The organism is Streptomyces sp. NPDC055815 (genome assembly GCF_053616475.1).
In genome coordinates this window covers 110,598-134,660 of record NZ_JBSHDU010000013.1, presented here as the reverse complement: position 1 = coordinate 134,660, position 24,063 = coordinate 110,598, and the positions used below count along the sequence as shown (strand labels likewise).

General features: G+C 69.3%; 22 protein-coding genes and 1 tRNA gene. 20 read left to right on the top strand and 3 right to left on the bottom strand.

Features of this window, described 5'->3' with window-relative positions; all coding sequences use genetic code 11:
* Positions 1-297: 297 nt before the first annotated feature.
* The 3 genes from ACWGN5_RS12020 to ACWGN5_RS12010 form a co-directional block, all read right to left on the bottom strand.
* Entirely contained in the window at positions 298-1,812 is a 1,515-nt protein-coding gene (locus ACWGN5_RS12020; protein WP_453513746.1) for a hypothetical protein, read from the bottom strand.
* A 29-nt stretch (positions 1,813-1,841) separates the two neighbouring features.
* The gene (locus ACWGN5_RS12015; protein ID WP_453513744.1) at positions 1,842-3,011 is read right to left on the bottom strand and encodes a pentapeptide repeat-containing protein; all 1,170 of its coding nucleotides are present in this window, start codon (positions 3,009-3,011) and stop codon (positions 1,842-1,844) included.
* A 252-nt stretch (positions 3,012-3,263) separates the two neighbouring features.
* Positions 3,264-3,335: transfer RNA gene (locus ACWGN5_RS12010), tRNA-Arg, on the bottom strand.
* A 190-nt stretch (positions 3,336-3,525) separates the two neighbouring features.
* Here ACWGN5_RS12010 and ACWGN5_RS12005 point away from each other — a divergent pair.
* From ACWGN5_RS12005 to ACWGN5_RS11910, 20 genes are all read left to right on the top strand, one after another.
* A complete protein-coding gene (locus ACWGN5_RS12005; RefSeq protein WP_453513742.1) occupies positions 3,526-4,137 on the top strand; it encodes a response regulator in 612 nt (203 codons plus the stop codon).
* Between the two features lie 75 nt (positions 4,138-4,212).
* Positions 4,213-5,190, top strand: a complete 978-nt coding sequence (nrtL, locus tag ACWGN5_RS12000) for an ArgS-related anticodon-binding protein NrtL (RefSeq protein ID WP_453513741.1) — start codon at positions 4,213-4,215, stop codon at positions 5,188-5,190.
* 12 nt (positions 5,191-5,202) lie between these two features.
* The gene (gene lysA, locus ACWGN5_RS11995; RefSeq protein ID WP_453513739.1) at positions 5,203-6,594 is read left to right on the top strand and encodes a diaminopimelate decarboxylase; all 1,392 of its coding nucleotides are present in this window, start codon (positions 5,203-5,205) and stop codon (positions 6,592-6,594) included.
* Between the two features lie 142 nt (positions 6,595-6,736).
* Positions 6,737-8,029, top strand: a complete 1,293-nt coding sequence (locus ACWGN5_RS11990) for a homoserine dehydrogenase (protein WP_369146526.1) — start codon at positions 6,737-6,739, stop codon at positions 8,027-8,029.
* Between the two features lie 6 nt (positions 8,030-8,035).
* Positions 8,036-9,106 carry a threonine synthase gene (gene thrC / locus ACWGN5_RS11985; protein ID WP_369146527.1) on the top strand — a complete coding sequence of 357 codons (1,071 nt, stop codon included), beginning with the start codon at positions 8,036-8,038 and terminating at the stop codon, positions 9,104-9,106.
* 291 nt (positions 9,107-9,397) lie between these two features.
* Complete coding sequence (gene thrB / locus ACWGN5_RS11980; RefSeq protein WP_352021412.1) at positions 9,398-10,315, top strand: homoserine kinase; 918 nt, start codon at positions 9,398-9,400, stop codon at positions 10,313-10,315.
* A gap of 417 nt (positions 10,316-10,732) precedes the next feature.
* On the top strand, positions 10,733-12,778 hold the full coding sequence (rho, locus tag ACWGN5_RS11975; protein ID WP_453513736.1) for a transcription termination factor Rho: 2,046 nt from the start codon (positions 10,733-10,735) through the stop codon (positions 12,776-12,778).
* A gap of 219 nt (positions 12,779-12,997) precedes the next feature.
* Entirely contained in the window at positions 12,998-14,092 is a 1,095-nt protein-coding gene (locus ACWGN5_RS11970; protein ID WP_453513734.1) for an LCP family glycopolymer transferase, read from the top strand.
* A 134-nt stretch (positions 14,093-14,226) separates the two neighbouring features.
* A complete protein-coding gene (gene rpmE, locus ACWGN5_RS11965) occupies positions 14,227-14,445 on the top strand; it encodes a 50S ribosomal protein L31 (protein ID WP_030321069.1) in 219 nt (72 codons plus the stop codon).
* A 96-nt stretch (positions 14,446-14,541) separates the two neighbouring features.
* Positions 14,542-15,618 (top strand): peptide chain release factor 1, encoded by a 1,077-nt coding sequence (gene prfA / locus ACWGN5_RS11960; RefSeq protein WP_453223824.1) that lies wholly within the window; start codon positions 14,542-14,544, stop codon positions 15,616-15,618.
* 39 nt (positions 15,619-15,657) lie between these two features.
* Positions 15,658-16,503, top strand: a complete 846-nt coding sequence (prmC, locus tag ACWGN5_RS11955; protein ID WP_453513732.1) for a peptide chain release factor N(5)-glutamine methyltransferase — start codon at positions 15,658-15,660, stop codon at positions 16,501-16,503.
* 34 nt (positions 16,504-16,537) lie between these two features.
* Positions 16,538-17,185 (top strand): L-threonylcarbamoyladenylate synthase, encoded by a 648-nt coding sequence (locus ACWGN5_RS11950; RefSeq protein WP_453513731.1) that lies wholly within the window; start codon positions 16,538-16,540, stop codon positions 17,183-17,185.
* Complete coding sequence (locus ACWGN5_RS11945; protein WP_453513729.1) at positions 17,182-17,829, top strand: arsenate reductase/protein-tyrosine-phosphatase family protein; 648 nt, start codon at positions 17,182-17,184, stop codon at positions 17,827-17,829. The genes ACWGN5_RS11950 and ACWGN5_RS11945 overlap by 4 nt, the downstream gene beginning before the upstream one ends.
* A 67-nt stretch (positions 17,830-17,896) precedes the next feature.
* Positions 17,897-19,144: a serine hydroxymethyltransferase gene (locus ACWGN5_RS11940; protein WP_453513727.1), complete on the top strand. Its 1,248-nt coding sequence runs from the start codon at positions 17,897-17,899 to the stop codon at positions 19,142-19,144.
* Positions 19,145-19,251: 107 nt separating this feature from the next.
* Positions 19,252-20,583 (top strand): MraY family glycosyltransferase, encoded by a 1,332-nt coding sequence (locus tag ACWGN5_RS11935; RefSeq protein ID WP_453513726.1) that lies wholly within the window; start codon positions 19,252-19,254, stop codon positions 20,581-20,583.
* 264 nt (positions 20,584-20,847) lie between these two features.
* Positions 20,848-21,261 carry a hypothetical protein gene (locus ACWGN5_RS11930; protein WP_453513724.1) on the top strand — a complete coding sequence of 138 codons (414 nt, stop codon included), beginning with the start codon at positions 20,848-20,850 and terminating at the stop codon, positions 21,259-21,261.
* Positions 21,262-21,486: 225 nt separating this feature from the next.
* Positions 21,487-22,296: a F0F1 ATP synthase subunit A gene (atpB, locus tag ACWGN5_RS11925; protein ID WP_369146538.1), complete on the top strand. Its 810-nt coding sequence runs from the start codon at positions 21,487-21,489 to the stop codon at positions 22,294-22,296.
* 92 nt (positions 22,297-22,388) lie between these two features.
* Positions 22,389-22,655, top strand: a complete 267-nt coding sequence (atpE, locus tag ACWGN5_RS11920) for an ATP synthase F0 subunit C (RefSeq protein ID WP_024761915.1) — start codon at positions 22,389-22,391, stop codon at positions 22,653-22,655.
* A 41-nt stretch (positions 22,656-22,696) separates the two neighbouring features.
* Positions 22,697-23,242: a F0F1 ATP synthase subunit B gene (locus ACWGN5_RS11915; RefSeq protein ID WP_369146539.1), complete on the top strand. Its 546-nt coding sequence runs from the start codon at positions 22,697-22,699 to the stop codon at positions 23,240-23,242.
* Complete coding sequence (locus ACWGN5_RS11910; protein ID WP_351183845.1) at positions 23,239-24,054, top strand: F0F1 ATP synthase subunit delta; 816 nt, start codon at positions 23,239-23,241, stop codon at positions 24,052-24,054. The genes ACWGN5_RS11915 and ACWGN5_RS11910 overlap by 4 nt, the downstream gene beginning before the upstream one ends.
* Positions 24,055-24,063 lie beyond the last annotated feature (9 nt).

The window sequence follows — 24,063 nt, the reverse complement described above, 5'->3', positions numbered from 1 at the left end:
TCGAGGCCCCCGAGGAGCTTAACAACAGCAAGATCGACGCAGCCAGGGGATGGGTAGGGGGCCCCTTGATCGAAATAGCCTGAGTGCGCCGCCGCCTTGTGGCTCCGGCGCACTAAGCGTTGTCAAACCGACTGGGAGGCGGCTGTAAGGACTGCCGTGTATGCAGGCCAGCCAGTCATCGAGGGTGTAGCCTCCTCCGTGCGGCCGGAGCAGACGATGCCTGCTCGGAAGTTGTTGTAGGCGATAAACGACACCCCACCGTTCCCGGAGATATGAGCGGTCATTGCGGGGTCGCCCTTAACCACCAGCCGACCAAGTCGTGCCGCTGGCCGCAGGAGCCCAGGGAACTGAACGTAGCTCATCGCCGTCACGGCGCACGCCGTCCGCAAGCACCGAGCTGATCTCCCCTTGGTAACCCACCAAGTGGAGGAGAGCGAGCCCGAGCCAGTAGTTGGCGAGGATGCTGGACTCCGCCCATTCCCGAAGCCTGTACTTGCCGGGGCGTCCCTTGACCGGATGAACGATGTGATTTCTCATGTAGACCACTGTCCCGAGGGCGTCCCGCTGAGTGGGTAGTCGCGCTTGGACGGCCGCCAAGTTGGTGAAGTGGCCGGGTACCGGCGTCGACACGTTCATCGCATCCAGGAGCTCTCGGACTTCTGACTCCGTCTTGGGATATTGCGTTTCCCAAGCTGTCTGCGAGTAGCTGCCTTCGGTCACGAAATGGAAGAAGCTGAGGAGCTGAAGTCCTGAGATCGCCAGCCCTACTCCCAAGGCGGCGTCGATCCCTGTGTTGGTGGTGACGTAATAGGCGAGGGCGTGAGTGAGGGCTTCCCTGCGAACTTCGTCAGCGGTGAAGTCCAGAACCTTGGCGAGAAGGCCTGAGAGTTGCGCAGATGAGACAGTTGGGTCGAGCCAGTGGCTGTGTACGCGGGTGTAGGGATCGACGGGGGATGTTCGCCACAACGCCCAGACCGGCTGATCGTTGCGGTAGCCGACCGGCAGGAAGCAAGAGGTGTTCCGACCCAGACCGAGTGCGAGACCGAGGCGGACGCGCTCAAGAACCTGAAGGGCTCGCTGGCCGGTAAATGTCGATCCGTCAGTTCGGGTGAGACATCCGACGTGCGTAAAGCGGGCTCCTGCGGAGTCGCGGAGGGCGGTCCATGCCTTGGAATCCATCTCCTGGACGCGGTCGAAGGTGACGGTCCACCCGTCGCCGCTGGTCGTCATACGGCCCGACCAGCGCTGACGGAGGTTGTGAGGGTTGCAGATGTAGCTGGCGTCGTGAGCTTCCCAACCGTTTGGAATCAGAAAGGTCACGCTGTCAAGGTCCGACGAGCGGTCACCAAGTTCCCCCACGATTCTGTGGGCGACGCTCTCGTAGCTGACTTCTGGAGGTTCCGGCGAGTAGGGGGCGTCTGGCTGCTGAGGTACGAGGTTGTCGGGTTGCTCGACGAGCACTTCCGGAACATCAGACCAGAGGCCGGTGCGGGCCGTTTCAGGGAACAGATCCCCATAGTCGTCTTCGGTGAGTTCACGCGTACCCGAGACGTGGACGCGTGGAGACGGCCTCCAGATGACGCTGACGTCCCCCGTGAAGTACTTGCCGCGATCGTTGACGAAGCCGCCCGAGTACAGACGCACATCCTCACCGACGTCACCGGGAGAGTAGTGGTGACTAAGGGCGTCAGGGGATTTGTGCGAGACCGGGGTCGGTGAGCCGTCGGCACGGTAGCGATTCCAGGTGACCACACGGGTCCCGTCTGCCTCATACGTGATCTGGACGTTGGCGTTCGGCTCGGGCTCAGCCACTCGGGACTCCTCTCAGGACGGCCTGGCGATCATGCCGCGCCATTTCGCCCGCCGTGAATGTATTCCTCAGTGCATCGCTGGATGTGGTCTGCCATCCCCTCGGCTTTCGCAAGGTGAGAGGGAAGGACCGTGCTGCTCGTGACGCGGGCTGTTAGAAGTTGGCTGGCGTCGACTATAGCCAGTGAATCCCCGTCTCCACCCAGGTTGGCTTCGTGTAGGTCCGCTCCTGAGAGGTCGGTACCTCGAAGGAAGGCTCCTTGGAGTTGAGCTGCCTGGAGGTTGGCACCGCTCAGGTTGGCTTCTTCCAGGTTGGCCAGACGCAGGATGGCGCCTTGGTCGAACTGGGCTTTCCTGAGATCGCAGCTCGAAAGGTTCGCGCGTTCAAGGTTTGCCTCGGAGAACCGGGCTCCCGTGAGTGCGGCTCCATTGAAGTCCGAGTTGTTCAGCTTGGCCTTGGTGAAGTCAGCGTCACAAAGATCGCTCGTTTCGTTGCCTATGAGGCTGACGCCGGCAAGGTTGGCCCGCCTCAAGTTGAGTGCTCTGGCTCTCTCCGCACCCGTGATCCCCTTGCTCCGGCGGGCAATGACGGCGAACGCCGATCGGTCAGGTTCGCGAACGGATGAGGGGTTCTTGCCGTTGTTGCTCGCTCGCTGCTTCTTGCTGCTTTCGCGGATCGATCCGGACAGCAACTGGATGATGGTGACAGCATCCTCAGGCGAGTCGTTCATTATGCGTTCCAGGGCATAGATGCCGCCAAGCTGAGAGGTATTGCTCTCGGAAGCTAGGAGTCCCACAGCCTTTACGTAGCGCTCGGTAACCTGACCCTCGCGGGCGAGGTCCTGCTTCTCCCTGTCCATGGCCCTCGTGTGTGCCAGGTTCTCCTCGGATAGGGCGTGTTGTTTCTGATCCCTCTCCTGCGTCTGCTCAAGGGTCGCGCGGGTCACCTGAAGGTTCTTCCACGTCAGGTACGCGCCGAGGACGGCCACGGCTGCAAGCCCGAAGCTCACCACGGCGGTGCGGAACCCAGTGACGAGCACCGCCTTCGGAGCGTCATCCTTGGTGAGTCGATCCAGGTGGGCACCGTCGAACCGCCACGGTCCCTTAACCAGCATCCAAGCGAGGAAGCTGACGGCCGCAAGCGCCGCGATGATGGCGAGAGTCTGGAGTATCCAGTTCGGCTTCTTCTGGCTCTGTTGCACCCGTGTCCTCCGGAGGTGATGACCTACGTCGGCGCGATTCTTACGTGCGGGTTGGCGATTCGTCACGGGGTGTCGAGCCGCGCTGCCCGGCGTCAGGTGATGTGCCGGCGAGCACCAAACAGGCTCACTCGCCACTCACTCGCGATCAGTGACACACAACGACAGAGACCCGGACTCAGTGGGACTGAGTCCGGGTCTCTGTGTTTGGCACTCTTGCTGGTCAGCGGATTGATCACGCTGTCCGAGCTAGAGTGCCCCCGGCAGGATTCGAACCTGCGCACACGGCTCCGGAGGCCGTTGCTCTATCCCCTGAGCTACGGGGGCGTCCGCCGCGTTCGGCGGCGACGGGTAGAACCCTACCAGCTCTGCGGGTGTGCCTGTGAACAGGTATTTCCGGGGCGTCACCAGGGGCCGGGTCCCCCGCACGGGTCAGAAGTGGGTAAAACCCGGACGCAGCCGTTCGGGGCGTCCTACTCTCGTTCGTGTGTCAGGCGTGTCCGGTCGGGTGCTCGTTGTGGACGACAACAAGGTGATCCGGCAGTTGATCAGGGTCAATCTCGAACTCGAGGGGTTCGAGGTGGTGACCGCGGCCGATGGTGCCGAGTGTCTGGATGTCGTACATCAGGTCTGTCCTGATGTCGTCACCCTGGACGTCGTCATGCCCCGCTTGGACGGGATCAAGACCGCCGAGCGGCTGCGGGCCGATCCCCGGACCAGTCATCTGCCGGTGGCGATCATCAGCGCCTGTGGTGAGCACGAGGTCGGTGGGGTCTCCTCCGGCGTCGACGCCTTCCTCGCCAAGCCCTTCGAGCCCTCGGAGCTCGTGCGTGTGGTGCGGCAGTTGATGCACCGCGAGCGGCGGGAGCGTCCCGACGCCGCCGGGCCCGACGGGACGGACGGGGGAGAGGAGCCGGCCGCAGTCGTCGAGGGATCGCAGGAGCAGGACTCCCGCGCACCTCACGGTCCCCGGTCGTCGCAGGACTCCCGCGCGAGCCATGACTCCCGGACGTCGCAGGACTCCCGCGCGAGCCATGACCCCCGGACGTCGCAGGACTCCCGCTCACCTCACGACCCCCGTCCGCCCCACGACCCCCGTCGTGCCGGGAGTGTGCGCGGGGTGGGGTGACGCGTGGGCGCTTCTGGTGCCCGCATGCCGAAACCGGTTCGCGTTTCGACCCCCCTCCTCCCCTAGGCTTGTCCCGTGACCCCCGCGGACCTCTCCCTCACCGTGCAGCACGCCGTGCGCCGTGCGGTCGACGACGGTGCGCTGCGGGTCGACGTCCCCCCGCGCGTCAAGGTCGAGCGGGCCCGGCCCGGGGGTACCGGGGAGTACGCCAGCAGCGTCGCGCTCAGCCTCGCCCGGCCCGCCGGGCGCAGCGCCCTCGATGTCGCCGGGGTCCTGAAGGAGCGGCTCCAGGGAGCCCCCGGGATCCTCGCCGTCGACATCACCGGGCCCGGGTTCCTGAACTTCACCCTCGGGAGTGACGCGGGTGGGGATCTCGTACGGGCCATTCGTAGCGCCGGATACGAGTACGGGTACGGCACAGCCCTCGCCGGGACCGTCGTCCGGTTCGCCGAGGTGACAGAGTCCCGCGCCCAGGTCGTCGCCGAGGTGGTCCTTCGGCTGCTGCGCGCGCAGGGTGCCGACGCCTCCTTCGGCGGGGGCGAGCGGATCCCCGTGCGGCCCGCCCCGTACCTGCCCCGGGAGTTCGGGGTCGATGCCGCCCGCTGGGCCCTCCTCCGCGCCGCGCCCACCGACCGCGCCCTCGACGGGCCTCCCCTGCTCGTCCAGCACGAGCGCAACTCCCTCTTCCGCGTCCGGTACGCCCACTCCCGCGTCCGCCGGCTGCTCGTCAACGGGCAGCAGCTCGGGATCACCCGCGCCGAAGCCGCCGACGCGTACGACACCGACACCCACGCATCCGAGCTTCTCGGCGTCCTCGGCGACCACCCCGTCGTCCTCCTCGCCGCCGCCCGCCACCGCGCCCCCGACCGGGTCGCCCGGCACCTCGAAGCCACCGCCGACGCGCTGCTCGCGTTCCAGCACACCGTGCTGCCGCTCGGCGACGAGAAACCCTCGGCCGCCCACCGTTCCCGGCTCGCGCTCGCCGAAGCCGCCGGGACGGTGCTCGCCGGTGGCCTCTCCCTGCTCGGCATCAGCGCACCCGACCAGATCTGAAAGACGCAGACCATGAGCCGTTCCGCCCACCCCGCCGGGCCCCGCCACGCCGATGTTCTTCCCGAGGGGCATTACTCCGCTCCTCCCGCCGACCTGAACCGGCTCGACCCCAAGGTCTGGGCCCGGACCGTCGCGCGTGACGAGCGTGGGGTCGCCACCGTCGGCGGGATCGCCGTCGACGCCCTCGCCGAGGAGTTCGGCACGCCCGCCTACTTCCTCGACGAGGCCGACTTCCGCGCCCGCTGCCGCGCCTGGGCCGAGGCCTTCGGCAAGGACGCCGACGTCTTCTATGCCGGGAAGGCCTTCCTCTCCCGCGCCATCGTGCGGTGGCTCAAGGAGGAGGGGCTGAATCTCGATGTGTGTTCCGGGGGCGAGCTGACCACCGCCCTCTCCGCCGGTATGCCCGCCGAGCGCATCGCCTTCCACGGGAACAACAAGAGCGAAGACGAGATTCGTACGGCCGTCGAGGCCGGTGTCGGGCGGATCGTGCTCGACTCCTTCCAGGAGATCGTGCGGGTCGCTCATGTCGCCCAGTCCCTCGGCAGGCGCCAGCGCGTGCAGATCCGCGTGACCGTCGGCGTGGAAGCGCACACGCACGAGTTCATCGCCACCGCCCACGAGGACCAGAAGTTCGGCATCGCCCTCGCCGGCGGGCAGGCCGCCGAGGCGGTGCGGCGGGCCCTCAAGCTCGACGGGCTGGAGCTCATCGGCATTCACTCGCACATCGGCTCGCAGATCTTCGACATGGCCGGTTTCGAGGTCTCCGCCCGTCGTGTCGTCCAGCTGCTCGCCGAGGTGCGGGACGAGCACGGGGTCGAGCTGCCCGAGATCGACCTCGGCGGCGGGCTCGGCATCGCGTACACCTCCGAGGACGACCCCCGCGAGCCGCACGAGATCGCCAAGGCCCTCAGTGAGATCGTGACCCGGGAGTGCGAGGCCGCGGGGCTGCGGACTCCTCGGATCTCCGTCGAGCCCGGGCGGGCCATCGTCGGCCCCACCGCCTTCACCCTCTACCGCGTCGGCACCGTCAAGCCGCTCGAAGGGCTGCGGACGTACGTGAGCGTCGACGGCGGCATGTCGGACAACATCCGCACCGCCCTCTACGACGCCGAGTACAGCGTCAGCCTCGTCTCGCGGACCAGCGAGGCCGAGCCGATGCTCTCCCGCGTCGTCGGCAAGCACTGCGAGAGCGGCGACATCGTCGTACGGGACGCCTTCCTGCCCTCGGACCTGGCGCCCGGCGACCTGATCGCCGTGCCCGCCACCGGCGCGTACTGCCGCTCCATGGCCAGCAACTACAACCACGCCCTCCGGCCGCCCGTCGTCGCCGTCCGCGACGGCGCGGCGCGGGTCATCGTCCGGCGCGAGACGGAGGAAGATCTCCTGCGTCTCGACGTCGGCTGATGAAATAGTCGTGTGACGAAACAGTCGAGTGATGAAATAGGTGTCTCAGGATCCGGACCGGGGGCTGAAACCCCGGTCCGGTGAGTGAGACTGGTTCCACCGTAGAAATACGACGACGAAGTAGTACGAGAAACGAGGTCGGATGATGCGTACGCGTCCGCTGAAGGTGGCGCTGCTGGGCTGTGGAGTGGTCGGCTCAGAGGTGGCGCGCATCATGACGACGCACGCCGACGACCTCGCCGCGCGCATCGGCGCGCCGGTCGAGCTCGCCGGCGTCGCCGTCCGTCGGCCCGACAAGGTCCGCGGGGGAGTCCCCGCGGAGCTGATCACCACCGACGCGACCGCCCTCGTCAAACGCGGGGACATCGACGTCGTCGTCGAGGTCATCGGCGGCATCGAGCCGGCCCGCACCCTCATCACCACCGCCTTCGAGCACGGCGCCTCCGTCGTCTCCGCGAACAAGGCGCTGCTCGCCCAGGACGGCGCGAGCCTCTACGCCGCCGCCGAGCAGCACGGGCAGGACCTCTACTACGAGGCCGCCGTCGCGGGCGCCATCCCGCTCATCCGGCCGCTGCGCGAGTCCCTCGCCGGCGACAAGATCAACCGGGTGATGGGCATCGTCAACGGCACGACGAACTTCATCCTCGACAAGATGGACTCCACCGGCGCCGGCTACCAGGAGGCCCTGGACGAGGCCACCGCGCTCGGGTACGCCGAGGCCGACCCGACCGCCGACGTCGAGGCCTTCGACGCCGCCGCCAAGGCCGCCATCCTCGCCGGGATCGCCTTCCACACGCGCGTGCGTCTCGACGACGTCTACCGCGAGGGCATGACCGAGGTCACCGCCGCCGACTTCGCCTCCGCCAAGGAGATGGGCTGCACCATCAAGCTGCTCGCGATCTGCGAACGGGCCGCCGACGGCGAGTCCGTCACCGCGCGCGTGCACCCCGCGATGATCCCGCTCAGCCACCCGCTCGCCTCCGTCCGCGAGGCGTACAACGCGGTCTTCGTCGAGGCGGAGGCCGCCGGGCAGCTCATGTTCTACGGCCCCGGGGCGGGCGGCTCGCCGACCGCCTCGGCCGTGCTCGGCGACGTCGTCGCCGTCTGCCGCAACCGTCTCAACGAGGCGACGGGCCCCGGCGAGTCCGCGTACACCCAGCTGCCCGTGAGCTCCATGGGCGAGGTCGTCACGCGGTACCACATCAGCCTCGACGTGGCCGACAAGCCGGGCGTCCTCGCCCAGGTCGCGACGGTCTTCGCCGAGCACGGCGTATCCATCGATACGGTGCGCCAGCAGGGCAAGGACGGCGAGGCCTCCCTCGTCGTCGTCACCCACCGCGCGCCCGACGCCGCCCTCTCCGGGACCGTCGAGGCGCTGCGCAAGCTCGACACCGTGCGCGGTGTCGCCAGCATCATGCGTGTTGAAGGGGAGTAAGGACCCATGACCCACAAGGGCACCCACCAGTGGCGCGGCATCATCGAGGAGTACCGGGACCGCCTTCCGGTCACGGACACGACGCCGGTCGTCACGCTCCGTGAGGGCGGCACGCCGCTCGTCCCCGCTCAGGTCCTCTCCGAGCGCACGGGCTGCGAGGTGCACCTCAAGGTCGAGGGCGCCAACCCCACCGGCTCCTTCAAGGACCGGGGCATGACCATGGCCATCACGAAGGCCAAGGAGGAGGGCGCGCAGGCCGTCATCTGCGCGTCCACCGGCAACACCTCGGCGTCCGCCGCCGCCTACGCCGTGCGCGCCGGGATGGTCTCCGCCGTCCTCGTGCCGCAGGGCAAGATCGCGCTCGGCAAGATGGGCCAGGCCCTCGTGCACGGCGCGAAGATCCTCCAGGTCGACGGCAACTTCGACGACTGCCTGACCCTGGCCCGCAGCCTCTCCGAGAACTACCCGGTGGCGCTGGTCAATTCGGTCAACCCGGTCCGCATCGAGGGCCAGAAGACCGCCGCCTTCGAGATCGTGGACATGCTGGGCGACGCCCCCGACATCCACGTGCTGCCCGTCGGCAACGCCGGCAACATCACGGCGTACTGGAAGGGGTACCGCGAGTACGCCACCGACGGTCTCGCCACCCACCGCCCGCGGATGTGGGGCTTCCAGGCCTCCGGCTCCGCCCCGCTCGTGCGCGGCGAGGTCGTCAAGGACCCGTCGACGATCGCCACCGCGATCCGCATCGGCAACCCGGCCTCGTGGGACTACGCGATCGCCGCGCGCGACGAGTCGGGCGGCTTCATCGACGAGGTGACGGACCGTGAGATCCTGCAGGCCTACCGCCTGTTGGCCGCTCAGGAGGGCGTCTTCGTCGAGCCCGCCTCGGCCGCCTCGGTCGCCGGTCTGCTGAAGGCCGCCGCGCAGGGCAAGGTCGACCCCGGCCAGACCATCGTCTGCACCGTCACCGGCAACGGCCTCAAGGACCCCGACTGGGCCGTGGCCGGCGCGCCGCAGCCGGTCACCGTCCCGGTCGACGCCGCGGCCGCCGCCGAGCGCCTCGGTCTGGCCTGAAAACAAGCAAGGCCCGCCGGTTCCTGATCGGGTGAAACCCGATCAGGAACCTACATAGGCGCACAGGATGGCTCGCGACACGCATCGTGCGCCTCCTGTGCGCCCTATGTCGCCACAGAACCTTCCTTCGATAGGCTGTACCGAACCCGCCCCGACGCATATGCGCGGTGTCGTTGCCGTTGTCGCCTCCGCGGCCGAAACGGCCCCCTGGGGCTCGGGTCCCCGAGTGCTTCTCTTGCAGTACCCGTTGTCTGAAACACCGTTTTCGCAATCAAGGAGAGTCAACGAGCGATGGCCGGTCCAGCGTTCCGCGCCGCCGCCGTACGGGTGCGCGTCCCCGCCACCAGCGCCAACCTCGGCCCGGGCTTCGATGCCTTCGGCCTGTCGCTGGGGCTCTACGACGACGTCGTCGTCCGGGTCGCCGACTCCGGGCTGCACGTCGACATCGCCGGTGAGGGCGCCGAGACGCTCCCGCGCGACGAGAGCCACCTGCTCGTACGCTCCCTGCGCACGGCCTTCGACCTGCTCGGCGGACAGCCGCGCGGCCTCGAGGTCGTCTGCGCCAACCGCATCCCGCACGGCCGCGGCCTCGGCTCCTCCTCCGCCGCCATCTGCGCCGGCATCGTCGCCGCCCGCGCCGTGACCATAGGCGGGGACGCCCGGCTCGACGAGGCCGCCCTCCTGGAGCTGGCCACCGAGATCGAGGGCCACCCCGACAACGTCGCCGCCTGTCTGCTCGGCGGATTCACGCTCGCCTGGACCGAGTCCGGCGCCGCGCGGGCGATCAGGATGGATCCCTCGGATTCCATCGTTCCGGTGGTTTTCGTCCCCGGAAAGCCCGTACTGACCGAGACCGCCCGCGGACTCCTGCCGCGCACCGTCCCGCACGTGGACGCCGCCGCCAACGCCGGCCGCGCCGCCCTCCTCGTCGAGGCCCTGACCCGCCGCCCCGAGCTGCTGCTCTCGGCCACCGAGGACCGGCTGCACCAGGAGTACCGGGCCCCCGCGATGCCCGAGAGCATCGCCCTGGTGAACCGGCTGCGCGCGGACGGCGTCCCCGCGGTCATCTCCGGCGCGGGCCCCACGGTCCTCGCGCTGGCCGAACACGGGACGGCCGACAAGGTCGCCCGCCTCGCGGGCGAGGGCTGGGCCGCCAACCGGCTCGACCTCGACGCGTCCGGAGCGAGTGTCCTGCCGCTCGCGCCCTAGGCGTGTGGCGGCCGGGGCGCCGGGCAGCGCCTCGGACAGGAGATTGCCGGTGAGGGAGAGGGGGAATGTTTGTTGGAGCCGGTAGTGTTAACCTCAAGTCTGCACCTGACCTCTTTGTGGAGCGGTGCGGAGTGTCCCCATCAGGGACCACCCATTCTTCCGGGAGCCTCCCCAACTGCCTGAGCAGCCTGCCTGAGCAGTTTCGAGCACGCTCCGGAACCGGCACGACACCCCTCGCTCTTCTTTCGAGCCGAGGGCCGAGCAGGGGGCGCTCGGGCCGGACCACAGCACGTTCTCTCTCCGCCGTACCCGGCGGGACCACCGCCCCGGACACGGTCCACGAACCAGGACCCTGCCGGACAGCACAACCGGTCGCCGAGCCAGATGGCCGACGTCCGCTCCAGGGAAGGACCCTTCGTGAGCGACACCACCGATCTGATGGGCGTGACTGCCGACAACAGTGTCGACACCGCCGCGCCCGCCGCAGGTGCCACCGGCACCGCACGGCGCCGCCGCTCCGGCACCGGCCTCGAGGGCATGGTCCTGGCCGAGCTGCAGCAGGTCGCGTCCGGCCTCGGCATCAGGGGCACCGCGCGGATGCGCAAGAGCCAGCTGATCGAGGTCATCAAGGAGGCGCAGGCCGGAGGCTCCGCCGCCCCCGCCAAGGCCGCCGACGCCGCCGAGACCAAGCCGAAGCGCCGCGCCACCTCCAAGGCCCGCACGGGCGAGACCGCCGAGGCCGCCGCGCCCAAGGCGGAGAAGGCCGAGAAGGCCGTCGCCCAGCAGCAGATCGACATCCCGGGCCAGCCGGCCGCCGACGACGCCCCGGCCGGTGAGCGCCGCCGCCGTCGTGCCACCGCCCCCGCCGGATCCCCGGAGGGCGAGGCCAAGGCCGAGGCCACCCAGGTCGTCAAGACCGAGGCCCGTACCGAGACCCGCGAGGTCAAGGCCGAGCCGCAGGCCGACGCCAAGGCCGAGACCGCCGTCGACACCGCCGAGGGCCGCGGCCGCCGCGACCGCGGCGAGCGGGGCGAGCGCGGGGAGCGCGGCGACCGCCGTGACCGCCGTGACCGTCAGCGCGACCGCAAGGGCGACGAGCAGCAGGGCGGTGGCCAGGGCGGCCAGCGTCAGCGCCAGGGCGGCCAGGGCCAGGGCCAGGGCCAGCAGGGCGGTCAGGGTCAGCAGGGTGGCCAGCAGGCCGGCCCGCAGGACGACTACGACGACGAGGCGGGCGGCCGTCGCGGCCGTCGCGGGCGCTACCGCGACCGCCGTGGCCGTCGTGGCCGTGACGACTTCCAGGCCGGCGAGCCACAGGTCGCCGACGACGACGTCCTGATCCCCGTCGCGGGCATCCTCGACATCCTCGACAACTACGCGTTCATCCGGACCTCCGGCTACCTGCCCGGCCCGAACGACGTGTACGTCTCCCTCGCCCAGGTCCGCAAGAACGGCCTGCGCAAGGGTGACCACGTCACCGGCGCCGTGCGTCAGCCGAAGGAGGGCGAGCGCCGCGAGAAGTTCAACGCGCTGGTCCGCCTGGACTCCGCGAACGGCATGGCCGCCGACTCCGGCCGCGGCCGCCCGGAGTTCAACAAGCTGACCCCGCTCTACCCGCAGGACCGGCTCCGTCTGGAGACCGACCCGGGCGTGCTCACCACCCGCATCATCGACCTCGTGTCGCCGATCGGTAAGGGTCAGCGCGGTCTGATCGTGGCCCCGCCGAAGACCGGCAAGACCATGATCATGCAGGCGATCGCCAACGCGATCACGCACAACAACCCCGAGTGCCACCTGATGGTCGTCCTGGTCGACGAGCGTCCGGAAGAGGTCACCGACATGCAGCGGTCGGTCAAGGGCGAGGTCATCTCCTCGACCTTCGACCGTCCGGCCGAGGACCACACCACCGTCGCCGAGCTGGCCATCGAGCGCGCCAAGCGCCTCGTGGAGCTGGGTCACGACGTGGTCGTCCTGCTCGACTCCATCACCCGCCTGGGCCGCGCGTACAACCTCGCGGCGCCCGCCTCCGGCCGCATCCTGTCCGGTGGTGTCGACTCGACCGCGCTCTACCCGCCGAAGCGCTTCTTCGGTGCCGCGCGCAACATCGAGGACGGCGGCTCGCTGACCATCCTGGCCACCGCGCTGGTCGACACCGGCTCGCGGATGGACGAGGTGATCTTCGAGGAGTTCAAGGGCACCGGCAACATGGAGCTCAAGCTCGACCGGAAGCTCGCCGACAAGCGCATCTTCCCGGCCGTCGACGTCGACGCCTCGGGCACGCGCAAGGAGGAGATCCTCCTCGGCAGCGACGAGCTCGCCATCACCTGGAAGCTGCGTCGCGTGCTCCACGCGCTCGACCAGCAGCAGGCGATCGAGCTGCTGCTCGACAAGCTCAAGCAGACGAAGTCGAACGGCGAGTTCCTGCTCCAGATCCAGAAGACGACGCCGGGCGGCAACAACGACTGACGCGAGACCTGCGTCACACGACGACAGCCGGGCCCCGGGCCCGCAACCCCGTCGTGACCTGCGTGAACCACTGCGCCCACCGTGCCCCGCACGGTGGGCGCAGTGCTGTCTCCGCTCAAACCTCATAGGTCCGTATGCAACCCTTTCGGGTGCTTCGCCGTCACAGAAGGTGAATCCGAGGGCGTCACAGAGGGTGCATTCGAGGGCCGAGGGAAGACGATGACCGAGCAGAGCAAGACCGGCCGCGCACGCGGCGCGGGCAGCGGCCGACGCCGCAAGCAGCCCGCCAAGCGGCGCAAGGCGCCGATCCTCATATCGGGGGCCGTCGCGGTCCTCGTCCTCGGCGGCGCCGGACTCGGCTACGTGTACGTCAAGCTCGACGGCAACCTCAAGAGCGTCGACATCAACGCCCAGCTCGGCACCGAGCGCCCCGAGAACGTCGACAACGGCTCCCTCGACATCCTCGTCCTCGGCTCCGACTCCCGCTCCGGCGACAACGGCGCCTACGGCAAGGACGAGGGCGGCGCCCGCTCCGACACCGCGATGGTCGTGCACGTCTACGAGGGCCACAAGAAGGCGAGCGTGGTCTCCATACCCCGCGACACCCTCATAGACCGGCCCTCCTGCACCGACCCGAAGGGCACGGCCGTCGCCGGCGAGCGGCGGGCCATGTTCAACACGGCGTACGAGGTCGGCGGCCCCGCCTGCGCCGTCAAGACCGTCGAGTCGATGTCCGGCATCCGCATGGACCACTACATCGAGGTCGACTTCACCGGCTTCAAGAAGCTCATCGACGAGCTCGGCGGCGTCGAGATCACCACCACGCAGGCCATCAGGGACTCCAAGAGCCACCTCGACCTCGCCCCGGGCACGCACACCCTGAACGGCGAGCAGTCCCTCGGCCTCGTCCGCACCCGCAAGAGCGTCGGCGACGGCAGCGACCTCGGCCGCATCCAGCTCCAGCAGGCCTTCATGAAGGCCTTCGTGAACCAGGTCAAGTCCGTGGGCGTGTTCACCGACCCGACGAAGCTGTACGGGCTCGCCGACGCCGCCACCAAGGCCATCACGCCCGACTCCGAGCTCGACTCGGTCCAGGAACTGATGGGCTTCGCCAAGGGACTCTCCGGCATCGGCGCCCAGAACGTCCACATGGTCACCCTGCCCGTCGAGTACGACCCCCGGGACCCCAACCGCGTCGTCCCCCTCAAGGCCCAGTCCGCACAGGTCTGGAAGGCCCTCAAGAGCGACCTGCCGATCCCCGCGTCGGCCACGAAGGACACCGCCACCGGCGAGGCCGACGGCCTCGTCAGGTGACCCGGGAATACCTCCGGACCGACCCCCGTTTTGGGAGATGCGGCCGGTCCTGGCAGACTGGTACGTCGGCCCCGGTTCACGCTGTCCGCAACCCGCGGCGGCGACCCGGCGCCCTCCCGAAACTAGGAGACACCTTGAAGCGCGAAATCCACCCCGAGTACGTCGAGACGCAGGTCAGCTGCACCTGTGGCGCGTCGTTCACCACTCGTAGCACCCTGACCGAGGGCACCATCCGTGCCGAGGTCTGCTCCGAGTGCCACCCGTTCTACACGGGCAAGCAGAAGATCCTCGACACCGGTGGCCGCGTGGCCCGCTTCGAGGCCCGCTTCGGCAAGGCCGGCTCCGCCAAGTAGCGAGCCCCTGCGCCGGTCCACGGTCGCCCCGCGCGGGTGGCCGGGACCGGCGCTTTGCCGTCCCGTAGCAACTGACGAAAACCCCAGGAGCCCCCGATGTTCGAGGCGGTCGAGGAACTGGTCGGCGAGCACGCCGACCTCGAGACGAAGCTCGCGGACCCTTCGGTCCACGCCGATCAGGCGAACGCGCGCAAGCTCAACAAGCGCTACGCCGAGCTGACCCCGATCGTCGCCACCTACCGCTCCTGGAAGCAGACCGGTGACGACATCGAGACGGCCCGCGAGCTGATGCACGACGACCCCGACTTCGCCGCCGAGGTCAAGGAGCTCGAGAAGCAGCGCGAGGAGCTCACCGACAAGCTCCGCCTGCTCCTCGTCCCGCGCGACCCGAGCGACGACAAGGACGTCATCCTGGAGATCAAGGCGGGCGCCGGCGGCGACGAGTCCGCCCTCTTCGCAGGCGACCTCCTCCGGATGTACCTGCGGTACGCCGAGCGCGTCGGCTGGAAGACCGAGATCATCGACGCCACCGAGTCCGAGCTCGGCGGCTACAAGGACGTCCAGGTCGCCGTGAAGACCAAGGGCGGCAACGGCGCCACCGAGCCCGGCCAGGGCGTCTGGGCCCGGCTCAAGTACGAGGGCGGGGTGCACCGCGTCCAGCGCGTGCCCGCCACCGAGTCCGCCGGCCGCATCCACACCTCCGCCGCCGGCGTGCTCGTCACGCCCGAGGCCGAGGAGGTCGACGTCGAGATCCACGCCAACGACCTGCGCATCGACGTCTACCGCTCGTCCGGCCCCGGCGGCCAGTCGGTCAACACCACCGACTCCGCCGTCCGCATCACGCACCTGCCGACCGGCATCGTCGCCTCCTGCCAGAACGAGAAGAGCCAGCTCCAGAACAAGGAGCAGGCCATGCGCATCCTGCGCTCCCGGCTCCTCGCCGCCGCCCAGGAGAAGGCCGAGGCCGAGGCCGCCGACGCCCGCCGCAGCCAGGTCCGCACCGTCGACCGGTCCGAGAAGATCCGTACGTACAACTTCCCGGAGAACCGGATCTCCGACCACCGCGTCGGCTTCAAGGCGTACAACCTGGACCAGGTGCTCGACGGCGATCTGGACCCCATGATCCAGGCCTGCGTCGACGCCGACTCGGCGGCGAAGCTCGCCGCAGCGTAAGGACCCCCCAAGCCCCACCCCGCACCACGGAGGACCAGCGTGAACCTGCTGCTTGCCGAGGTGGCCCAGGCCACCCAGCGGCTGGCCGACGCCGGCGTTCCCTCACCGCGTTTCGACGCCGAGGAGCTCGCCGCGTTCGTGCACGGCGTCAAGCGGGGGGAGCTGCACAACGTCAAGGACGCGGACTTCGACGCCCGCTACTGGGAGGCCGTCGCCCGCCGAGAGGCCCGCGAGCCGCTCCAGCACATCACCGGCCGGGCGTTCTTCCGCTACCTGGAGCTCCAGGTGGGGCCCGGCGTCTTCGTGCCCCGCCCGGAGACCGAGTCGGTCGTCGGCTGGGCCATAGACGCCGTACGCGCCATGGACGTCGTCGAACCGCTCGTCGTCGACCTGTGCACCGGCTCCGGGGCGATCGCCCTCGCGCTCGCCCAGGAGGTGCCGCGCTCCCGCGTGCACGCCGTCGAGCTGTCCGAGGACGCGCTGGCCTGGACCCGCAAGAACGTCGAGGGCTCCCGGGTCACGCTGCACGAGGGCGACGCGCTCACCTCCCTGCCGGAGCTCGACGGCCAGGTCGACCTGGTCGTCTCCAACCCGCCGTACATCCCGCTCACCGAGTGGGAGTACGTGGCACCCGAGGCCCGCGACCACGACCCGGAGATGGCGCTCTTCTCCGGCGAGGACGGCCTCGACTTCATCCGCGGTCTGGAGCGCACGGCGCACCGCCTCCTCCGCCCCGGCGGCCTCGTCGTCGTCGAGCACGCCGACACCCAGGGCGGCCAGGTGCCGTGGATCTTCAACGAGGAAGCCGGCTGGGTCGACGCCGCCGACCACCCCGACCTGAACAACCGGCCGCGGTTCGCGACCGCCCGCAAGGCGATGCCATGAGCAAGCACGACGTGAACGAGGAGGACGGGAACTGATGGCACGGCGATACGACTGCAACGAGGCGACCGACCGCGTGACCGGTCTGCGCGAGGCCGCGTCCGCCGTCCGCCGGGGCGAGCTGGTCGTGCTGCCCACCGACACCGTGTACGGGATCGGGGCGGACGCCTTCAGCAGCGAGGCCGTCGGCGACCTGCTCGCCGCCAAGGGCCGCGGCCGCAACACGCCCACGCCCGTGCTCATCGGCTCCCCGAACACCCTCCACGGCCTGGTCACCGACTTCTCCGAGCAGGCCTGGGAGCTCGTCGACGCCTTCTGGCCCGGCGCGCTCACCCTACTCGCCAAGCACCAGCCGTCCCTGCAGTGGGACCTCGGCGACAGCCGGGGGACCGTCGCCATCCGGATGCCGCTGCACCCGGTCGCGATCGAACTGCTCACCGAGGTCGGGCCGATGGCCGTCACCTCGGCCAACCTCACCGGCCACCCGGCGCCGGAGGACTGCGACGCGGCGCAGGGCATGCTCGGCGACTCCGTCTCCGTCTACCTCGACGGCGGCCCGACGCCCGGCATCGTCCCCTCGTCCATCGTCGACGTCACGGGCAAGGTGCCGGTGCTGCTCCGCGAGGGCTCGCTCTCCCCGGAGGAGCTCCGGAAGGTCGTACCCGACCTCGAGGTGGCCAGTTGACCGCCCCTGAGGGGCGTGGCATAGCGGGGCACGAAGACAGCGACACCTTCCGCATCCTCCACGTCAGCACCGGCAACGTCTGCCGCTCGCCGATCACCGAGCGGCTGACCCGCCATGCCCTGAGCGACCGCCTCGGCGACCCCCTCGGCGGCGGCCTGATCGTGGAGAGCGCGGGCACCTGGGGCCACGAGGGCGCCCCCATGGAGGCCAACGCCGAACTGGTCCTCGCCGACTTCGGCGCGGACTACAGCGGCTTCGTGGGCCGCGAGCTCCTCGACGAGCACGTCATCCGCGCCGACCTCGTCCTGACGGCGACCCGCGACCACCGGGCGCAGGTCATCTCGATGGGCCACTCGGCCGGTCTGCGCACCTTCACCCTGAAGGAGTTCACCCGCCTGGTCCGCGCGATCGACCCGGCGACCCTGCCGGACCCGCGCGCCGAGGGCATGGTGGAACGCGCCCGCGCCCTGGTCCGCGCGGCAGCGGCTCTACGCGGGTGGCTCCTGGCCCCCTCGGTGGACGCCGACGAGGTCAACGACCCGTACGGCGCGCCGATCACCTTCTTCCGCTCGATCGGCGACGAGATCAACGAGGCGCTTGACCCGGTGGTCACGGCCTTGACCGGGGTCTCGGCGCGCCGCTGAACGGCCCGGGCCTCCGCCCGGGTTCTGTCAGCGGGCGGGTGTGCGGGGGCGCGCCTACATTGGTGGCATGCCGGTCACCGCGCCCCCCGATGAGGAACTCGACGTCCTGCGCCGGCAGGACCCCGAGGTCGCCGATGTGCTGCTCGGTGAGGTGCGGCGGCAGGCCGACAGTCTGCAGCTGATCGCGGCCGAGAACTTCACCTCGCCCGCGGTGCTCGCCGCGCTCGGCTCGCCGCTCGCCAACAAGTACGCCGAGGGGTATCCGGGTGCCCGGCACCACGGCGGCTGCGAGTTCGCCGACGCCGTCGAGCGGATCGCCGTCGAGCGGGCCACCGCGCTCTTCGGAGCCGACCACGCGAACGTACAGGCGCACTCCGGCTCCTCGGCCGTCCTGGCGGCGTACGCGGCCCTTCTCAGGCCCGGTGACACGGTTCTGGCCATGGGGCTCGGCCACGGAGGGCACCTCACGCACGGGTCGCCCGCCAACTTCTCCGGCCGCTGGTTCGACTTCGTGCCCTACGGCGTCGACGCCGAGACCGGGCTCGTCGACTACGAGCAGGTCGCCGCCCTCGCCCGGCACCACCGTCCCAAGGCGATCGTCTGCGGCTCGATCTCGTATCCCCGCCACCTCGACTACGCGATCTTCCGGGAGATCGCCGATGAGGTCGGGGCCTATCTGATCGCCGACGCCGCCCATCCCATCGGCCTCGTCGCCGGGGGAGCGGCCCCCAGCCCCGTCCCGTACGCCGACGTCGTCTGCGCGACGACGCACAAGGTGCTGCGCGGACCGCGCGGCGGAATGATCCTGTGCGGCGAGGAGCTCGCGGGGCGGATCGACCGTGCGGTGTTCCCGTTCACCCAGGGCGGCGCCCAGATGCACACGATCGCGGCGAAGGCGGTGGCCTTCGGCGAGGCGTCCACTCCGGCGTTCACCGCGTACGCCCATCAGGTGGTCGAACACGCCAGGGTCCTCGCCGCCGCGCTCGCCGCCGAGGGCTTCGCGCTGACCACCGGCGGCACGGACACGCACCTCATCACCGCCGATCCCGCGCCGCTCGGCGTCGACGGACGCACCGCCCGCGCCCGGCTGGCCGCCGCGGGCATGGTGCTCGACACCTGTGCCCTTCCGTACGGGGAGGTGCGCGGGATCCGGCTCGGCACCGCCGCCGTCACCACCCAGGGCATGGGCGCACCGGAGATGGCGAGAATTGCCGCACTGTTCACCGTCGCGTTGCGCGATGACCCCGGGGAGACGGCCCGGGTACGGGCGGAAGTACGGGAGCTGACCTCCCGATTTCCCCCGTATGGGCCCTGACGGCAGGCCGAGCGCAACCGTTCGGGAGGCACGGGTGTCTCCAAGCACATGGACGGCACGGCTAGGGTGTGGGGCTGAGATGGCCAGCGATTCCTGTGGGGCAGCCCGTGCGTGATTACCTGCTGACGCTCTGTGTCACGGCCGCGGTGACCTATCTGCTCACCGGTCCGGTGCGGAAGTTCGCCATCGCGACCGGCGCGATGCCGGAGATCCGTGCCCGCGACGTGCACCGAGAACCGACTCCGCGGCTCGGTGGCATCGCCATGTTCTTCGGGCTGTGCGCGGGGCTCCTCGTCGCCGACCACCTGCAGAACCTGAACAGCGTCTTCGAGCAGTCCAACGAGCCCCGCGCGCTGCTCTCCGGCGCCGCCCTGATCTGGCTGATCGGTGTCCTCGACGACAAGTTCGAGCTGGACGCGCTCATCAAGCTGGGCGCCCAGATGATCTCGGCCGGCGTGATGGTCGCGCAGGGTCTGACGATCCTGTGGCTGCCGATCCCCGGTGTCGGCACGGTCGCCCTGACCCCCTGGCAGGGCACGCTCCTGACGGTCGCCCTGGTGGTCCTCACCATCAACGCCGTGAACTTCGTCGACGGCCTCGACGGTCTCGCCGCCGGCATGGTCTGCATCGCCGCCGCGGCCTTCTTCCTGTACGCGTACCGCCTCTGGTACGGCTACACGATCGAGGCGGCCGCCCCCGCGACCCTCTTCGCCGCCATCCTCATGGGCATGTGCCTGGGCTTCCTGCCGCACAACATGCACCCGGCGCGGATCTTCATGGGCGACTCCGGCTCGATGCTGATCGGCCTGATCCTCGCGGCCTCCGCCATCTCGATCACCGGCCAGGTCGACCCCGACGCGCTGAAGATCTTCGAGGGCTCGACCCGGCAGGCCACGCACGCCGCCCTGCCCGTCTTCATCCCGCTCGTGCTGCCGCTGACGATCATCGCCATCCCGATGGCCGACCTGATCCTCGCGATCGTGCGCCGCACCTGGAAGGGTCAGTCGCCCTTCGCGGCCGACCGCGGTCACCTCCACCACCGGCTCCTGGAGATCGGGCACTCGCACAGCCGCGCCGTGCTGATCATGTACTTCTGGTCGGCGCTCATCGCCTTCGGCACGCTGGCCTACTCGGTCCACTCGACGTCGATGTGGATCGTCCTCGGGGTCGTCGCGCTGAGCGCGATCGGCCTGGTGCTGCTCCTGCTGCCGCGGTTCACGCCGCGTGCTCCCCGCTGGGCCCAGTCGGTCGTGCCGCCGCGCTACCGCCGCCGCAAGCCGGCCGTCGTGCCGGCGGAGGCCGCCGGGGCCGCTGTGGCGGGAGAGGCGGAAGAGGCCGAGGAGGTGCGGGAGCCCGTGCCCGCCGGGGTCAACGGGGCGACCGCCATCGGTCACCGTTCGCGCTTCACCGACCGGAGTAAGGCCGGGGCGCGCGGTTGACGAAAGCCCCATCCAGGGTCAATAGCAGACAAGGTGCCCCGCTGTCGCGCACACACGCGCAGGGTCACTCTCATGTGTGACTGTTGGCACACCTTCTGGGTAAAGACCTATTCAAATAGTTTGTGATACGGTTCACGAGACCCGGCGACAGTGCCGAAAGACCGTAGTGCGACGGTCTGTTGGCCCCGAGACCCACCTCGGACCGGGCTTACGCTCGTCCCTGACGACACCATCGCCCCCTCCAGAGCAAGCGGAGACACCGCCATGCCGTCGAACGACGCACGCATCCTTCTGCACACCGCCGTACCCACCGCAGCCGTCGGCGCCCTCGCCACGGTCATCAGCGGGGTGGTCGCCGGTGGCAAGGGTGCGCTCGGTGCCGTCGTCGGCACCCTGGTGGTCATCCTCTTCATGGGAATCGGGCAGCTGGTTCTCCAGCGGACGGCGAAGTCGCTTCCGCACCTCTTCCAGGCCATGGGGCTGATGCTCTACACGGCCCAGCTGCTGGTGCTCTTCATCTTCCTGGCCTTGCTGAAGAACACGACGCTGTTCGACTTCAAGGCCTTCGCCTTCACGCTGCTCGCGACGACCGTGGTGTGGGTCGCCGCACAGGCCCGGGCCTACATGAAGGCCAAGATCACGTACATCGACCCCGGAAACACGGGGTCCAAGTCGTGAAGGGTAGGGCCGGGATAAAGCCGCGTTCGGCTTCCTGCTATCGTCCGGTGCCAACTGCGGCACTGCGGACGCGGGCATCCGAAACGGCGCCTGTCCCAGCGAGAGGCTCGATGCCGAACCGCCGCCCCCTTATCCGTAAGACCAGTCCAGTGCCGACCCGCGGCTGCGCGCCGCGCCGACACAACGAGGTTGCCGTACCTATGCGCCACGCTGAAGGAGCCCGCGGTGAGTGCTGACCAGACGCTTGCCTTCGACCCGGATTGCCACATCTTCTCTGGATGTGGCTTCCCGGCGCCGGGCCTGCACACGTTCATGTACGAGCCCATCGCCACGGTGGCCGGCATCGAGATCACCAAGCCGATGCTGCTTGCTCTGCTGGGCTCCATCGTGGTCGTCGGGTTCTTCTGGGCCGCCTTCAACAAGCCCAAGCTGATCCCCGGCAAGATGCAGATGGTCGGCGAGGCCGGTTACGACTTCGTGCGCCGCGGCATCGTCTACGAGATCATCGGCAAGAAGGACGGCGAGAAGTACGTCCCCTTCATGGTGTCGCTGTTCTTCTTCGTCTGGATCATGAACCTCTGGTCGATCATTCCGCTCGCCCAGTTCCCGGTCACCTCGCTGATCGCCTTCCCGGCGGGTCTCGCGCTGATCGTGTACGTCATGTGGATCTCGCTCACCTTCAAGAAGCACGGCTTCGTGGGCGGCTGGAAGAACATCGTCGGCTACGACAAGTCCCTCGGTGCCATCCTCCCGATGGTCGTCGTCCTCGAGTTCTTCTCGAACCTCCTGATCCGGCCCTTCACGCACGCGGTGCGACTGTTCGCGAACATGTTCGCCGGTCACCTGCTGATCGTGATGTTCTCGCTGGCCACCTGGTACCTCATGAACGGCCTGGGCTTCGTCTACGCCGGCGCCTCGTTCGTGATGGTCCTCGTGATGACCGCCTTCGAGCTCTTCATCCAGGCCGTCCAGGCGTACGTCTTCGTCCTCCTGGCCTGCAGCTACGTCCAGGGCGCGCTCTCCGAGCACCACTGAGCCGTCAAGGCCCCGTAGCTCCACCCCCGAAACCATCAGTCGTCCGGTGGCCAACCCCCATCGGGTCATTGAACAGAGAAGGAAGTAACGGCATGTCCGCTGCTCTCGACATGATCAACCTTGCCGCCGAAGGTGGCAGCGCCAAGACCAACGTCGTCGGCAACGTCGCCTCGATCGGTTACGGCCTCGCCGCGATCGGCCCCGGCGTCGGCGTCGGCATCATCTTCGGTAACGGTACGCAGGCGCTCGCCCGCCAGCCCGAGGCCGCCGGTCTCATCCGTACCAACCAGATCATGGGCTTCGCCTTCTGTGAGGCGCTCGCCCTCATCGGCATCGTCATGGGCTTCGTCTACCAGTAAGCCGGACCGACTGCCAGATTCTTTTTACGGAAGGCACTGATGTGAACGCTCTGCTTCTTGCGGCAGCGGAGGAGCCTCAGCCTCCTCTGATCCCGCATCTCGACGAGCTCGTCATCGGCCTGATCGCCTTCGTCATCGTCTTCGGCTTCCTCGCCAAGAAGCTCCTCCCGAACATCAACAAGGTTCTGGAAGAGCGCCGCGAGGCCATCGAGGGTGGCATCGAGAAGGCCGAGTCGGCCCAGATCGAGGCTCAGAGTGTGCTGGAGCAGTACAAGGCCCAGCTCGCCGAGGCCCGCCACGAGGCCGCGCGTCTTCGCCAGGAGGCGACGGAGCAGGGCACCGCGATCATCCAGGAGATGAAGGCGGAAGGCCAGCGCCAGCGCGAGGAGATCATCGCGGCCGGCCACACGCAGATCGAGGCCGACCGCAAGGCCGCGTCCGCGTCGCTGCGTCAGGACGTGGGCAAGCTCGCCACCGACCTGGCCGGCAAGCTGGTCGGCGAGTCCCTCGAGGACGCCGCCCGCCAGAGCCGCACCATCGACCGCTTCCTCGACGAGCTCGAGGAGAAGGCCGAGGCTGTCCGATGAACGGAGCGAGCCGCGAGGCACTGTCCGCCGCCCGTGAGTCCCTCGACGCGCTGACCGACAACACGCCGGTCGACGCGACGAAGCTCGCGGACGAGCTGGCCGCCGTCACCGTGCTGCTCGACCGCGAGGTGTCGCTGCGCCGGGTCCTGACCGACCCCGCGCAGGCGGGTGAGGCCAAGGCCGAGCTCGCGCAGCGACTCCTGCGCGGACAGGTGGGCGGCGAGACCGTCGACCTGGTCTCGGGCATGGTCCGCTCCCGCTGGTCGCGTTCGCGTGACCTGGTCGACGCGACGGAGGAGCTGGCGAACACCGCCGACCTCACCGCGGCGCAGAAGGCGGGCGCTCTGGACGACGTCGAGGACGAGCTGTTCCGGTTCGGCCGGATCGTGTCCTCCAGCAACGAGCTGCGCTCGGCGCTGACGGACAAGGCCGCCACGGCCACCGCGAAGGGCACGCTGCTCCGCAGCCTGCTCGGCGGCAAGGCCCACGCGACCACCGAGCGTCTGGTCGTCCGTCTGGTGACCCAGCCCCGGGGACGTAGCCTGGAAGCGGGACTCGAGTCCCTGTCCAAGCTCGCCGCGGCGCGCCGGGACCGGATGGTCGCCGTCGTCACCTCGGCGGTGCCGCTGTCGGACCGGCAGAAGCAGCGCCTCGGTGCCGTACTGGCGAAGCTGTACGGCCGCGAGATGCACCTGAACCTGGACGTGGACCCCGCGGTCCTCGGCGGGATCACGGTGCGGGTCGGCGACGAGGTCATCGACGGTTCCATCGCGGAGCGCCTCGGCGAGGCGACCCGTCGACTGGCCGGCTGACGGCAGCGA